This is a genomic window from Arthrobacter sp. SLBN-83 (genome assembly GCF_006715285.1).
GTDB lineage: Bacteria > Actinomycetota > Actinomycetes > Actinomycetales > Micrococcaceae > Arthrobacter.
Window position 1 is genome coordinate 676,806 of the sequence record NZ_VFMX01000001.1, and the last position, 14,472, is coordinate 691,277.

Annotated in this window: 13 protein-coding genes and 1 riboswitch; of the genes, 7 read left to right on the forward strand and 6 right to left on the reverse strand. The window is 67.2% G+C overall.

The genetic code is table 11. The features are described from left to right. Positions 1-38: 38 nt before the first annotated feature. From FBY30_RS02960 to FBY30_RS20615, 6 genes are all read left to right on the forward strand, one after another. On the forward strand, positions 39-779 hold the full coding sequence (locus FBY30_RS02960; RefSeq protein ID WP_142131170.1) for a response regulator transcription factor: 741 nt from the start codon (positions 39-41) through the stop codon (positions 777-779). 12 nt (positions 780-791) lie between these two features. Continuing rightward, positions 792-2,270, forward strand: coding sequence for a sensor histidine kinase (locus tag FBY30_RS02965; protein WP_142131171.1), 1,479 nt, complete (start codon positions 792-794; stop codon positions 2,268-2,270). 80 nt (positions 2,271-2,350) lie between these two features. Then, positions 2,351-3,805 carry a bifunctional glycosyltransferase family 2/GtrA family protein gene (locus FBY30_RS02970; protein ID WP_142131172.1) on the forward strand — a complete coding sequence of 485 codons (1,455 nt, stop codon included), beginning with the start codon at positions 2,351-2,353 and terminating at the stop codon, positions 3,803-3,805. Next, positions 3,802-5,994, forward strand: coding sequence for a glycosyltransferase family 39 protein (locus tag FBY30_RS02975; RefSeq protein ID WP_142131173.1), 2,193 nt, complete (start codon positions 3,802-3,804; stop codon positions 5,992-5,994). Before FBY30_RS02970 ends, FBY30_RS02975 begins: the two co-directional genes overlap by 4 nt. 6 nt (positions 5,995-6,000) lie before the next feature. Continuing rightward, positions 6,001-8,121 carry a glycosyltransferase family 39 protein gene (locus FBY30_RS02980; protein ID WP_142131174.1) on the forward strand — a complete coding sequence of 707 codons (2,121 nt, stop codon included), beginning with the start codon at positions 6,001-6,003 and terminating at the stop codon, positions 8,119-8,121. Positions 8,122-8,291: 170 nt separating this feature from the next. Beyond that, positions 8,292-8,452: riboswitch (cyclic di-AMP (ydaO/yuaA leader) on the forward strand. Positions 8,453-8,457: 5 nt separating this feature from the next. After that, entirely contained in the window at positions 8,458-9,204 is a 747-nt protein-coding gene (locus FBY30_RS20615; RefSeq protein WP_160141445.1) for a hypothetical protein, read from the forward strand. Positions 9,205-9,384: 180 nt separating this feature from the next. On the opposite strand, the gene FBY30_RS02995 is transcribed toward FBY30_RS20615, so the two are convergent. From FBY30_RS02995 to FBY30_RS03005, 3 genes are read right to left on the reverse strand one after another with little or no spacing between them, the layout of a single operon-like run. Then, the gene (locus FBY30_RS02995) at positions 9,385-9,801 is read right to left on the reverse strand and encodes a glyoxalase superfamily protein (RefSeq protein WP_142131177.1); all 417 of its coding nucleotides are present in this window, start codon (positions 9,799-9,801) and stop codon (positions 9,385-9,387) included. Between the two features lie 45 nt (positions 9,802-9,846). Continuing rightward, positions 9,847-10,482, reverse strand: a complete 636-nt coding sequence (gene upp / locus FBY30_RS03000; protein ID WP_142131178.1) for a uracil phosphoribosyltransferase — start codon at positions 10,480-10,482, stop codon at positions 9,847-9,849. 12 nt (positions 10,483-10,494) lie between these two features. Then, entirely contained in the window at positions 10,495-11,319 is an 825-nt protein-coding gene (locus tag FBY30_RS03005; RefSeq protein ID WP_235009312.1) for a phosphatase PAP2 family protein, read from the reverse strand. A 55-nt stretch (positions 11,320-11,374) separates the two neighbouring features. Between FBY30_RS03005 and FBY30_RS03010 the strand changes: the two genes are divergently transcribed. Beyond that, a complete protein-coding gene (locus FBY30_RS03010) occupies positions 11,375-11,881 on the forward strand; it encodes a nucleoside deaminase (RefSeq protein ID WP_142131179.1) in 507 nt (168 codons plus the stop codon). A 26-nt stretch (positions 11,882-11,907) separates the two neighbouring features. Here the strand turns inward: FBY30_RS03010 and FBY30_RS03015 are convergent, their stop codons facing one another. The 3 genes from FBY30_RS03015 to FBY30_RS03025 are packed head-to-tail and all read right to left on the reverse strand — an operon-like array spanning position 11,908 to position 14,432. Beyond that, entirely contained in the window at positions 11,908-12,990 is a 1,083-nt protein-coding gene (locus FBY30_RS03015; protein ID WP_142131180.1) for a glycosyltransferase family 4 protein, read from the reverse strand. Between the two features lie 2 nt (positions 12,991-12,992). After that, positions 12,993-13,388: a 6-pyruvoyl trahydropterin synthase family protein gene (locus tag FBY30_RS03020; protein ID WP_142131181.1), complete on the reverse strand. Its 396-nt coding sequence runs from the start codon at positions 13,386-13,388 to the stop codon at positions 12,993-12,995. A 3-nt stretch (positions 13,389-13,391) separates the two neighbouring features. Further along, complete coding sequence (locus tag FBY30_RS03025) at positions 13,392-14,432, reverse strand: zinc-dependent alcohol dehydrogenase (RefSeq protein ID WP_142131182.1); 1,041 nt, start codon at positions 14,430-14,432, stop codon at positions 13,392-13,394. Positions 14,433-14,472: the final 40 nt, after the last annotated feature.

The window sequence follows — 14,472 nt, forward strand, 5'->3', positions numbered from 1 at the left end:
CAAAGCATCGGCAAACCGGCAGATCGGAGGGTTGTCCCATGGCATCCCCGCACCCCATGACCAACAACCTTCCGCAGCTCACCCACCCCGATGGCTCCCCCATCCGCGCCCTGGTGGTGGATGACGAGCCCAGCCTGTCCGAGCTCATGAGCATGGGGCTGCGCATGGCCGGCTGGTCGGTAGCCGTGGCCGGGGACGGACCCACCGCCGTCAAGCTGGCCAAGGACTTCCATCCTGACGTCCTGGTGCTTGATGTCATGCTCCCCGGGTTCGACGGCGTGGAGCTGCTGGGCAGGATCCGCGCCTTTGCGCCGGAGGTGCCTGCGCTCTTCCTGACGGCGAAGGACGCAGTACAAGACCGCATCGTTGGGCTGGCCGCCGGCGGGGACGACTACGTCACCAAGCCCTTCAGCATGGAGGAAGTGCTGCTGCGCCTGCACCGCCTGGTGCAGCGCTCCGGGGTGGCCGCCATGGACACCGCCGAACTGGTGGTGGGCGACCTGGTGCTCAACGTGGACACCCGGGAAGTCACCCGCGCCGGGGAGGAGATCCAGCTGACGGCAACCCAGTTCGAGCTGCTCCGCTACCTGATGGAGAATCCCAAGCGCGTGGTCAGCAAGGCCCAGATCCTGGACCACGTGTGGGACTACGACTTCGGCGGCCAGGCAAACATTGTGGAACTGTACATTTCCTACCTGCGCAAGAAGATCGAAGCCAACCATCCGCCGATGATCCACACCGTGCGCGGGGCGGGCTATGTCATCAAGCCCGCAGACTAGCCAAGGAAAAGCATGTCATCGCTTTCCGGTGTCCCCCGGCCCGCCGGCCGGTCCTGGTTCAACCCCTCCACCTGGCACCTCCGCACCCGCCTGATCCTGCTCTCCATGGCGCTCCTGGTGGCGATCTCCGGCGCGATCGGCGTGGTCAGCTATGCCTCGATGGACGTGGTCCTTACCAACCAACTGGATGCGCAGCTGAAGCTGGCGTCCCGCGGCCGGCCGCCCGAAGGCAACCCCTCGGGCCGCCCCGATCCCCTCGATGCACGCGGTCAAAGCGTGGGAACGCTGAATGCCCGGGTGGTGAACGGGCAGGTCAGCAGGGAGGCAGGGTTCCTGTCCTCCGACGCCACCCGTATCTCCCTGACCTCACGTGACGTTGCCACCCTGCAGGCACTCCCCCACGACGGCGTACCGGTGGACCGCGAATTGTCCAACGGCGACTACCGGCTGATGGCCACCCAAACCCCTTACGGTGACGTGGTGATCACCGGCCTGCCGCTCGCGACGAAGCAAAGCACCGAGGCCTCGCTGGTACTGACCATGGTGCTGGTCTCGTTGGGTGGCCTGGTCCTGATCGGGCTTGCCGGTACGGCCCTCATCCGCAGGACCATGCGGCCGCTTGAGCAGCTGTCAGACGTCGCCACCAAGGTTTCCAAGCTGCCGCTGGATGCCGGTGAGGTGGCGCTCGCCGTGCGCGTGCCGCCCTCCGCAGCGCATCCCACCACGGAGGTGGGCAGTGTGGGCCATGCCCTGAACCTGATGCTGGACAACGTCTCCAGCGCGTTGGAAGCCCGGCAACGCAGCGAGATGAAGGTGCGCCAGTTCGTTGCCGACGCCTCCCACGAACTCCGAACTCCGCTGACCGCCATCCGCGGGTACACCGAGCTGATGCGGATGACCGAGCACCTTACGGAGGACGGGCAAAAGTCGCTGGGCCGCGTCCAGAGCCAGTCGGAGCGGATGACCGCGCTGGTGGAGGACCTGCTGCTGCTGGCCCGCCTGGACGAGGGCAAGGCAACCGAGACCACGGATGTGGACCTGACCCAGCTGGTCATCGAAACGGTCAGCGACGAGAAGGTCATGGCCCCGGACCACACCTGGCAGCTGAAGTTGCCCGACGAACCCGTCACGGTCCGCGGGGACACCACCCAGCTGCACCAGGTGCTGGCCAACCTGCTCTCCAACGCCCGGAAGCACACGCCGGCGGGCACCACCGTGACCACCGGCGTAATGCGCTCCGCAGACGGGAGTGTGGTGGTCACGGTCACCGATGACGGCCCGGGTATCCCCGCCGAATTCCAGGGCAGCATTTTCAGCCGCTTCACCCGGGCCGACACCGCCCGCTCCGGCTGGGAAGGGTCATCCGGGCTGGGCCTGTCCATTGTCGAATCCATCGTGGCGGCCCATGGCGGCAGCGTGGAACTGGTCTCGCGGCCCGGCAGGACCGAGTTCGCCGTACGCCTCCCTGCCGCGGGGCCGGCCAAGGCCTAAAACCAGGGCAGCAACACTTACACAGGCACGTCACAGGTTGTGCCTAAAGCCCACAAATCCGGCGGCGCCACTCTTGATTCATGACGCTCACCGACTCCACTTCAGGAACCCTGCAGGACGCCGCGGTGGCGCCGCCGGGCCCTCCATCTGCCGGACTTCCATCCACTGGCCTCCCTTCCCGCGGGCGCGCCGTACGCCGCGCGCCCGTCGACACCAGAACCGCAGTTCCCGTCCTTGATGTCACCATTCCCGTCTTCAACGAGGAACGCGACCTTGAGGAATGCCTCCGCAGGCTCCACAACCACCTGCGCGATTCTTTCCCGCACAGCTTCCGGATCACGGTGGCGGACAACGCCAGCACCGACGGAACCCTGAAGATCGCCGAACGGCTGGCACGTGAGTTCCCCGAACTCGCGGTGGTCCACCTCGACGAGAAGGGCCGCGGAAATGCCCTGCGCAAGGTATGGCTGGCGTCGCCGTCGCCCGTCCTGGCGTACATGGACGTGGACCTGTCCACCGACCTTGCCGCCCTGCCCCCTCTGCTGGCACCCCTGATCTCGGGGCACTCGGACCTGGCCATCGGCACCCGCCTCACCCGCAACTCCCGCGTGGTCCGCGGCCCCAAACGGGAGTTCATCTCGCGCAGCTACAACCTGATGCTCCACTCCTTCATGGGTGCCCGGTTCAGCGACGCCCAGTGCGGCTTCAAGGCCATCCGCGCCGACGTCGCCCAGCAGATCCTGCCCTACACCGTGGACAATTCCTGGTTCTTCGACACCGAGCTCCTGGTCCTTGCCGAGCGCTGCGGACTGCGGGTCCATGAAGTTCCCGTCGACTGGATTGACGACCCGGATTCAAGTGTGGACGTGGTCCGGACCGCGCTGGCGGACGTCCGCGGCATGGCCCGGCTTACCCGGGACCTGGTCTACGGCCGCATCCCGGTACCGGAGCTGCGCGCCGCCCTGGCGCGGGGCCCGCTGCCGGCGTCGTCGCGGGAAGGCGAACAGACCCGCGGCAGCAGCCTGTTCGGCCAGCTGGTCCGGTTCGCCGTGATCGGGGCCGCCTCGACCCTGGCCTACCTGCTGATCTTCCTGTTCTGCCGCGGCTTCATGGACCCGCAGCTGGCAAACTTCCTGGCGCTGCTGATCACTGCGGTGGCCAACACCGGCGCGAACAGGCGCTTCACATTCGGCATCCAAGGCGGCAATCCGGTCCGGCACCACTTCGAGGGCTTGATAGTTTTCGGCATTGGCCTGCTGCTCACCTCCGCAGCGCTCGCCCTGGTGCACAGTACGACGACGCCCGACCGGTGGGCGGAAGTGCTCACCGTAGTGGCGGCGAACCTTGGGGCCACGGCTGTCCGGTTCCTGTTGTTCCGGTTGTGGGTCTTCCGGGACAAGGCACCGGGCACGCTGTCTCCCGGCGCCAGCGATGCCAATTCCGGAACCAGCGCCGAAACCCGTACCGGCACTACCGCCGAACCCACCGCCGAGAACGCTTCGGCCACAACGTCAACAGAAACGGCAGCATCATGACCTCCACCATCTCGCCGGCGGGCGCAGGCTCCCCCGGCAGCCCTCAACACCCCGACGCCCAACACCCCGACGCCCAGCACCCCGACTCCCTGCACCCGCCCACCGGCCCCGCGGCAGGCCGAACCGGAACAGCGAACCCGGTATCGCGCAAGCCAATGCCGCGCTGGACCCGCCACGCCTTCGGCAACCAGGCACGCTGGGTGCGGCCCTCCGCGGCGGGGCTCCTCGCAGCCACGGCTGTCCTGTACCTGTGGAACCTCGCAGCAACCGGATACGGCAACTCCTTCTACGCCGCGGCCATCCAGGCCGGCACCAAGGACTGGACCGCTTTCCTCTTCGGCTCGCTCGACGCCGGAAACGCCATCACGGTCGACAAGCCGCCCGCCGCACTGTGGATCCCCGCCCTCGCCGGCAGGATCTTCGGCTTCTCGCCGCTGAGCATGCTGGTGCCGGAGGCACTCATGGGTGTGGCCGCCGTCGGGTTCCTCTACCTGGCCGTCAAACGGGTCTCCGGACCGGCGGCCGGCCTGCTGGCAGGCGGCGCCCTGGCGTTGACGCCGGTGGCGGCGCTCATGTTCAAGTTCAACAACCCGGACGCCATGCTCACCCTGTGCCTGGTCCTGGCGGCGTACTTCACCACCCGCGCCATCGAGCGGGCCGGCTGGAAGTGGCTGGTGGCGGCTGGAGCCGTGATCGGGCTGGCGTTCCTCACCAAGATGCTCCAGGGTTTCCTGATCGTCCCGGCGCTTGGACTGGCCTACCTGTGGGCGGCGCCCACCTCGATCCGGCACCGCATTGCCCACCTGCTGGGCGCCCTGGGCGGAATCATTGTGGTGGCCGGTAGCTACGTGGCGCTCTTCCAGCTCACTCCGGCTTCAGAGCGCCCGTACATGGCCGGCTCCACCACCAACAGCTTCCTGGAACTGACCTTCGGCTACAACGGCCTGGCCAGAATCACCGGTTCGGGAGAAGTCATGCCCGGCGGCGGAGCCGGAGGAGCTGCAGGTGCAGCAGGTGGGCCAGCTGGCGGCTTCGGCGGCGGCAACTCCGGCTTCGGCGGGGCTGCCGGCCTGCTGCGGATGTTCGGGACGAGCTTCGGCGGCGAAGTGTCATGGCTGTTGCCTGCAGCCATGGTCCTGCTTGTGGCGGGCCTGTGGTTTACCCGGCGTGAAGTCCGCACGTCCCCAAGCCGCGCATCCCTGATCCTGTGGGGTGGCTGGCTCCTGGTCACCGCGGGGGTCTTCAGCTTCATGAGCGGCATCGTCCACCCCTACTACTCCGTTGCACTGGCGCCGGCCATCGCGGCCCTGGTGGGCATAGGTGCAGTGGAACTCTGGCGCGGCCGCGCATACTGGCCTGCCCGGATTGTCCTGGCGGCGACCGTCCTGGGCACCTCGATCTGGTCCTCCGTCCTCCTGGGCCGCGACGCATCCTGGCTCCCCTGGCTGCGCGTGGCGGTCATCATCCTCGGTGTCCTTGCCGCCGCGGCAATCCTGCTCCGCCTCGACGCACTGGGCACTGCCGGACGGTTCCGGCGCGCCGGGGCTGCCGCCGTCGTCGTCGTATCCCTGCTGGCCGGCGGGCTTGGGGCGGGTGCCTGGACCGTGGCCACGGCTGCTTCCGCGCACTCAGGCTCCATTCCGACGTCGGGGCCCGCGGGTTCGGCGGGCGCTTTCGGTGACCGGGCAGCAGGTTTCCGGGGCGACCGGACCGACGGCAGGAACTCCGCCACGGACTCTGCCACCGGAACCGACGGACTCGACACCATGAATGGCTTCGGCGGCGCACCCGATGGCGGCGGGGACGGTGCCGGTGGCCCCGGTGGTGCGGGCGGTCCCGGTGAAGGAACCCCCGATGCCGCTGTGACTGCGCTGTTGAAGGCCACCAGCACAAAGTGGTCGGCCATCGTCTCCGGTGCCAGCCAGGCGGCAAGCCTGGAATTGGCCACGGACACCAACGTCATTGCCTTGGGCGGCTGGAACGGCGGCGACCCGTATCCCACTTTGGCCGAGTTCCAGGACATGGTGGCCAAGGGCCAGATCGGCTACTTCATCGAGGGTGGCGCCGGCGGCATGGGCGGAGGGCGCATGGGTGGCCGGGGCGGCAATTCCGAGGTGGCGGCCTGGGTCCAGGCCAATTTCCAGGCCCAGACCGTGGGCAGCTCAACCGTCTACCAGCTCACCAAGTAGGACACCATGGCCAGCCAGCACACCATCGCTGTAAACACCGCAGTCCGCCCGGGAGGGAATCCGCTGGCGCGCCGGGCGGGGTTCGCCCTCCCTGACCGCGCGGCCTTCCGGCGGCGGCTGGAACTTGCAGCTGTGCTGGCTGGTACGGCCGTACTGTACGTGTGGAACCTCGGGGCGTCCGGCTGGGCCAACGCGTTCTATTCCGCCGCTGCCCAGGCCGGATCGCGGGACTGGGCAGCGTGGTTCTTTGGTTCCTCCGACGCCGCGAATGCCATCACGGTGGACAAGCCGCCGGCCGCCCTGTGGATCATGGGGCTGTCAGTCCGCATTTTTGGCCTGAGCTCCTGGAGCATCCTGGTTCCCCAGGCGCTGATGGGGGTTGGCACTGCCTGGCTGCTGTATCTCGCGGTGCGGCGGGCCGCAGCGCCGGCTGCCGGTGAGGTTCGGCTCGCGCACCGGGCAGGCCTGCTGGCGGCGGCGGTCCTTGCCCTCACCCCGGTGGCCACGCTGATGTTCCGGTTCAACAACCCGGACGCCCTGTTGGTGCTGCTCATGACTGCCGCCGCGTACGGGGTCCTGCGCGCAGTCCAGGAGGACCGGCTGCGCTGGCTCCTGCTGGCCGGGGTGTTCCTTGGCTTTGGTTTCCTGGCCAAACAGCTGCAGGTCCTCCTGGTGGTTCCGGGATTTGCCGTGGCCTACGCGGTGGCGGGCCCCTCCGGGATGTGGCGGCGGCTGCTCCGGCTGGTTGCCGCGGCGGCAGCCATGCTGGTTTCCGCCGGATGGTGGCTGCTGGCTGTGGAGCTGACTCCGGCGGACAGGCGGCCCTACATTGGCGGGTCGCAAAACAACTCCATCCTGGAACTAACCCTGGGTTACAACGGGCTGGGCCGGTTGACGGGCGACGAAACGGGCAGCGTGGGCGGCGGTAACGGCTGGGGTGTTCCGGGCCTGTTCCGGATGTTCAACAGCGAGTTTGGCGGGCAGGTTGCGTGGCTCCTGCCGTCCGCACTCATCCTTGCGGCGGGGCTGCTATGGGTGGGACGACGGGCCCCGCGGACAGATGCCGTCCGCGCTTCCGTCATCATCTGGGGCTCGTGGGTCCTGGTGACGGGCCTGGTGTTCAGCTTCATGGCCGGCATCATCCATCCCTACTACGCGGTGGCACTGGCGCCGGGCATCGCCGGACTGGCTGGCCTGGGCGGCGTTCTGCTGTGGCAGCACCGCCGGGAAGCAGCTGCGTGCATCTTCCTGGCTGCTGCGGTGGCCATGGCAGCCGTGATGGCCTTCTACCTGCTGGGAACCACGTCCGCCTACGGCCCATGGGTGCGCTGGCTGGTGCTCACCGGAGGTTTGGCGGCCGCAGCAGGTATCGGGCTCAACAGGTTCCTGGGCTTGCGTTCCGTGCAGCGGACGACGGCGGCCCTCGCCGTTGTTGCGTCGCTCGCCGGCCCCCTGGCCTACTCCTTCACCACCGCGGCGACGGCGCACAGCGGGGCAATCGTCAGCGCAGGGCCAGCCTCCGGCTTCGGCGCCGGCGGACGCGGGCCGGGAGGCTTCAGTGCAGCCGGCCGAAACACGTCCGGACGGGGCACGGGGCAAGGCTTCCCCGGGCAGGGATTCATGGGACAAGGCTCTGCAGGACAAGGTTCTACAGGACAGGGCTCTACAGGACAGGGCTTCCAGCAGCAGGCCAACCCCGGTGGGACTGGGGGGACTGGCGGGACAGCCCAAGGCGGAGCCGGATTTGCCGGCGGCCCCGGGGGCGGCATGGGCGGACTTCTCGGCGCACCCACCCCGTCGGCGGATCTTGTGGCCGCGCTCAAGGACGGCGCATCCAATTACACGTGGGCAGCAGCGGTAGTGGGCTCCAACAATGCCGCCGGGTACCAACTGGCAACGGAACTGCCGGTAATGGCGGTGGGCGGCTTCAACGGCACCGACCCCTCCCCCACCCTGGCGCAGTTCCAGGACCTCGTGAGGCAGGGAAAGATCCACTACTTCATCAGCGGCGGAACCATGCGGTCCACCTCCGGTTCGGATGCCGCCGGGCAGATCGCGCAGTGGGTGTCGGAGAACTTCACTCCGCAGAGCATCGGCGGCACTACTGTCTACGCCCTCGCCAGGTAACAACAGCCCCCGGCGTACGCAAAATAACGATTGGACGGGGCGCCCGCAGCAAACCGGCGCGCTGGAGATCGTGACATCCGTTACCTAAATGTGACATTGACGTACTTTTCCTGTACCGTCGATTGGGTGCGGCTCCCGTTCGGGCCGCATATCCCGGGTTGACGCCAAGCTCTGCCGCTTCCCCGGATTCCGATTGAGCAACGGCAGAGGCGGGGGACCCACCGTCCCGGGCAATGAACGCCCTTGGGGTTAAGCACGCACGTGATCTTTCCGTGCGGCCGGATGCCCTCATCCGAACCCGACAGCTAACTCCGCAGGTGTGAGAGGCGATCAATCATGTCCAAAAACACGGCAGAATCACGCCTGCATGCCAAGGCTAAACACCGGGCAGAGCAGCAGGCAGCTACAAAGCCCGCCAAGAAAACCAGCTTCGGCACGCGAGCCGGGATCCTCGCAGCATCCTGCGCGGTGCTGGTGGGGGTTGGCGCGGCAGGTCAGGCGACAAGCAGCATGACTCCGGTGTCATCCACCGATTCAAACTCTTCCACGGCAGCGGCCGACGCCCAAATGAGCATTGAGAAGAGCGAAATCCGTTCCAACCCGGCATCCTCGGTTCCGGCTGCAATCAGCGTGGCGCCCCAGGCAGCGGATCCAGCCCCCGCGCCTGCACCGGCAGCCCCCGCAGCTGAAGCCCCGGCTCCGGCACCCGCACCTGCTCCGGCACCCGCACCCGCTCCGGCACCCGCACCTGAGCCTGCGCCCGTCGTCGCGGTTAATGATCCGGCCGGCGCCCAGGCGTATGCAGCTGGCCAGCTGGCCACCTTTGGCTGGGGACCTGACCAGATGCAGTGCCTGCAGACGCTGTGGACCAAGGAGTCGGACTGGACCACTACGGCCACCAATCCCAGCAGCGGGGCCTACGGCATCGTCCAGTCCCTGCCTGCCGAGAAGATGGCCAGCGCGGGAGCCGACTACCTGACCAACTACCGCACGCAGATCAACTGGGGCCTGGATTACATCAAGAAGAGCTACCAGTCCCCCTGCGGCGCACTGAACTTCCACCTGGCACACAACTGGTACTAGGCACCCCTCCCCTGGCGCCAGCGCTTGAAGTGGGAACCACCCACTGAATCTCCCCACCTTTGGGGGCGCACGACGGCGCGTCCCCAGCACCCGCCGTCGTACTCCTTGTTGACGGGGCAAAGTTGAGGGATTCCAGCAAACCGCGGGCCGCATCATCACGATGCGGCCCGCGGTTTGCTTTCAACTGTTGCCTTGCCCGGCGTCCTGCGCACTGTTGTCCTGCCCCGTATTCCGCCACGGGATGTACTGGACGGCCCACTTGTTGCCGTCCGGGTCGGCAAAGTAGACGAAGTGGCCCCAAGGCAGCACCTCGATATCACTGACGTCCACGCCATTGTTCTTCAGGTGGTCGTGCGCTTTTTGGATGTCATCGACCACCATCTGAAGGGTGGTCCCCGTGCCGGGAGGAGCGTCCAAGAGCCCCTCGCCCATGCAGATGGAGCAGGCAGAACCGGGCGGCGTCAGCTGGACAAAGCGGACGTCGTCCGAAGGCCGCTCGTCGTAGTCGGCATTGAAACCCACTTTGTTGACATAGAAATCCTTGGCGCGGTCAACGTCGGATACAGGGACAAAGACAAGTTCGAGTTTCCAGTCCATCCGCACAGGCTAGCGGGGGGGACACCGATCGAAAAAGGGTGAAAACTACCCTGCGATGCCGTAAAGCCGGTCGCCGGCATCGCCCAGGCCGGGAACGATGTAAGACTTCTCGTTGAGCTTCTCGTCGATGGAGGCCAGGACGATGTGCACGTTGGCGTCGCCCAGTTCCTCTTCCAGCTTGGCCAGGCCCTCCGGGGCCGCCAGCAGGCAGATGCAGGTGACGTCGGACGCGCCCCGTTTGAAGAGGAACTTGATGGCCTCCCGCAGGGTGCCGCCGGTGGCGAGCATGGGATCCAGCACGAAGACCTGGCGGCCCGTCAGGTCCTCCGGAAGGCGCTCGGCGTAGGTGATGATGTCCAGCGTTTCCTCGTCCCGGGCCATGCCCAGGAAGCCCACCTCGGCGGTGGGGACCAGCTTGGTCATGCCCTCCAGCATTCCCAAGCCGGCGCGCAGGATGGGAACCACCAGCGGCGTGGGCTTGGTGAACGCGGTGCCGATCGTGGTGCTGACGGGCGTCTGGATGGTGACGGGTTCGGTGCGGACCTCCCGCGTGGCCTCGTAGGCCAGCAGAGTCACCAGCTCCTCCGTCAGCTGGCGGAAAACCGGCGACGGCGTGTTCTTGTCCCGCAGGACGGTGAGCTTGTGGGCGACCAGGGGGTGGTCAACAACGAGAGTGCGCATCCCCCAAAACTATCATCCAGCAGTGTCCTTGCCCCGGCTGCCGGACGCGCCCTCCTTGCCGGCGTCGCCGCCGTCGTGCACGGATTCCAGGACGACGTCACGCACCACGGGACGGTCGAACGTGGGCGCCGGGCCCGCATGCTGCTTGCGCCTCAACAGGTGGAACAACCGATGCGCCAGGATCACGATGGCCACCCAGGCCAGCCCCAGCGTCCAGCCGGCCATGACGTCCGTCAGCCAGTGGTGGCCGAGGAAAACCCGGCTCAGCCCCATGGCGATGATGAAGATCACGCCGGCCGTTATTGCCGTGACCCTCACCCAAAGCTGGTGGAACTGCAGGCAAAGGACATACAGGAGGACGCTGATGACCACCGTGGTGTTGAGGGTGTGGCCGCTGGGGAACGACGGCGAATCCTCGTAAGGCGGCACCGCATCAGCGTGGTCGGGGCGGGTCCTGCCCACGAGCTTCTTGCCGAAAGTGGTGGCCAGGATGGAGACGGTTGCCGCGCCGCCCACCAGGAGGAGTGGCCGCCAGGTCCGGGTCACGAACGTCAGCCACGCGGTAAGGATGCTGGCAAGGATCGGCATGCCCACGCCACCGCCGATGTTGGTGAACCCGGTGACAAAGGCATCAAGACCCGGGTTTCGCAGCGACTCCGCGTAGTGGAGGGCCGGGACGTCAAGGTTCGCGAGCCCGTCCTTGCCCACTACGTCGTCATAGACCTCGGCGCCGGCGAGCGCCATGATGACAACTATCGTTCCGCCGATGATCAGGGTCAGCCAGAGGGCGGCATAGGGCTTGAACCATCGGTCCATCCGCGCTTGGACTCTGCTCATCATGCCTCCCGGAAAAGTACGCAAGCTTAGTATCCCTCGAAACTATCATTGAGCCATGCTGTTGCCCGAAAAGAAACACAACGCCTGGATGGGCCTTGCCCTGGCTGAGGCCCATCGCGCCCTCGCCACGGAGGACGTGCCGATCGGGGCCGTGGTGATAGGGCCCGACGGCGACGTGCTGGGGTCCGGCCGGAACCAACGGGAGGCATTGGGAGACCCCACGGCCCACGCCGAGGTGGTGGCGATCAGGGAGGCAGCCGGACGGTTGCAGGAACGGGCCCGGCTCCACGGCCGCAGCGATGGCGGCTGGCGGTTGTCCGACTGCACGCTGGTGGTCACCCTGGAGCCCTGTGCCATGTGTGCCGGTGCCATCGTGCTGGCCCGGATTCCCAGGGTGGTGTTTGGGGCGTGGGACGAGAAGGCCGGGGCCGCGGGATCAGTGTTCGACATCCTCCGCGAACGCCGGCTCAACCACTGGGTTGAGGTGTACCCCGGGGTCCGCGAGGAAGAGTGCGCACAGCTGCTGCGGGAGTTTTTCGCAGGGCACCGGAGCACCCTCTAGACCGTTCTTTAGTCCCGGCCCGTTTTTCAGGGATGCACCGCCAGGAGGCCCAACATCTTTCCGGCGGTGCTGCTCCAGCCCGGCAGCCTGGTCCGCGCTTCAAGGGCTGCTGCCCGCCAGCTTTCCCGGGTTTGCTGGTCCGTCAGCCATTGGCGCAGGACACCGGCCAGGCGACCCGGACTCTCACTTCCCCCTGCGGGAAGTGGCAGCGCTGCCCCGGGAAGGCGTGACCCGCCGTCGTCCGCTGCCAGCCCGGCCGTGCCAAGCGCTTCCACTGCCCCCGTCCCCTCGCGGACAAGTACCGGGATTCCGTGGGCCAGGGACTCTGTGACGGCCATGCCGAACGCTTCGATTCGGGATACCAGCAAGGTCAGGTCAGTGCGGGCCCATTCGGCTTCGAGCCCGTCCCCCGTCAGTTCGCCCGCGAGCCGAACCCGCTCCTGCAACCCGTTGGCAGCGATGGCAGCCCGGACCTCTCGCGCGTAGTCCGGGTCCGCCTGGTCCGACCCCACGAAAGATGCAGTCCACTCAAGGTCCTGGATCCGGGCCAACGCCTCCACGGTCAGCACCTGATCCTTGTTGGGCAGCAGGGCGGCGACGACCGCCAGATGGGGAGGGGTGGAACCGACGGCGCGGGGTGCGGGATCGACTCCGGGCAGGACCACTTGGGCCTTCGGAAGTCCGCGCTTTGTCAGTACTGACGCCGCGGAGGTGCTGGTGCAGACCACCCCAGTTGCTGCCCGGAGCGCCCTGGCCTCCTTTTTCAGGGCAGCCGGCCCGGAACTTTCCGGCACGGGCATATGCACCAGGACCCATGTATTCCGTCCGGCCGTCCTCGCAAGTTCCAGTTCATCCGGCGCACCTACCGCAACCAGCCCGTCCACGAGGGCCACGGCACTGCCGGAATCTGTCCCCGGTTCCCATGCCCCCAGCAGGGCGCCCAGCCGGCGCCGTTCCTTCGCTGTGGCGTCCGGCCAGCCGCCATCGACGCTGACGACGTCCACCTGGGCTCCGAGCGCTTGCAGGCCGGCCACCAGGCGGGCGTTGTAGACGTTGCCGCCTGAGCTGTGGCGGATGTTGCCGGGGACCAGCAGCCGGATGGGGCGCACGGTTACGCGGTGAGGTCCAGGGAGTAGGTGGCCCAGGCGTCCGGATTCTCGCGCAGGGTAACGTCGATGCCCGCCAGCTCGCGGCCGTCGTCGCTGTCCCTGATCTTGGCGGCGACCTGCTGGGTGATGTATTCAGCGAGGGCTTCCGTGGTGGTGAGCTTACCTTCGAAGTCGGGGTGTTCGTCCAGGTTTTGGTAGTTCAGCCCGGCCAGCACGTCCTCGATGATGGTCCCGGCGGCACCGATGTCCAGGACGATCGCGTCGGAGTTAAGCGCACGACGGCGGAAGGTCACCTCGGCGACGAAGGTTGCCCCGTGCAGGCCCTGGGCAGGCCCAAACGCTTCACGGGGAAGGCTGTGGGCGATCATGAAGTGGCGGCGGACGGTCAGGCTGAACATGGGTTACCTCAAGTTGTCGTTGTTGTCTGTGGCTGGACTGGGTGCCGGACTGCTTCCGGGGTATTCGACCACATGGCACAGGGCTTGCAGGCTGCCGTCGGCCAGGTTCTGGACCACGTCCGGCAGGTCCTCGAAGCGGGATGATCCGGTGAGGAACGCGTCGAAAACGGGATCCTTGAGCAGTGATACGGCAAGGTCCAGGCGGTCCGCGTTGGTGCGACGGTGGCGGCGGGCGCGCGCCACCATGCCCACCTGGCTGGCCCGGATGGACAGGCGCCTCGCATGGAAGTCCTCACCCAACGGTACGGTGACCTCCCGGTTGGCGTACCAGGACATCTCGATGACATCACCCTCGTCGCCGACGAGCTGCAGGCTGCGTTCCAGGCCCTCCTGGGAGGCCGAGCAGTGGAACACGATGTCGCAGTCGGCCAGGGCGTCATCCGGCTGCGCGAACTCGACGCCCAGCGTGTCCGCGAGCTGCTTCCTGCCTGGATCAAGGTCCACCAGCTGCAGGCGCTGCAACGGGAAGGTGCGCAGCAGCGTTGCCACCATGCCGCCCACCAGGCCGGCGCCGACCACCGCGACGCGGTCCCCCAGGCGCGGCCCGGCTTCCCATAGGGCATTAACCGCAGTTTCGACTGTGCCGGTAAGGACGGCCCTACGGGACGGGACATCGTCGGGGATCCTGGTCAGGGATTCCACGGGAACCACGTAGCGGTCCTGGTGCGGGTTCAGGCAGAAGACGCGCTGGCCCTTCCACCCCTCGGGCCCCTCCTCCACGACTCCGACGGAGAGGTAGCCGAACTTCACGGGGCCGGGGAACTCGCCCTCCTGGTGCGGGGCGCGCATTTCCTCGGCGACCCGCGGCGGAACGGCCCCTGCGTGGACTACCATTTCCGTGCCCTTGCTGATGCCCGAGTACAGGGCACGGACAAGCGCTTCACCCGGTCCGGGGGCGGCAACTTCTTCCGACCTGAGCTCGCCGCGCTCCTTGGCAGTGGTCCAGTATGCGGTTGCGTGAATGGGGGTCTCTGAATTCGTCATCTTGCTGACGAATCTATCCGGACGCGCGGCGAGGGGGAAA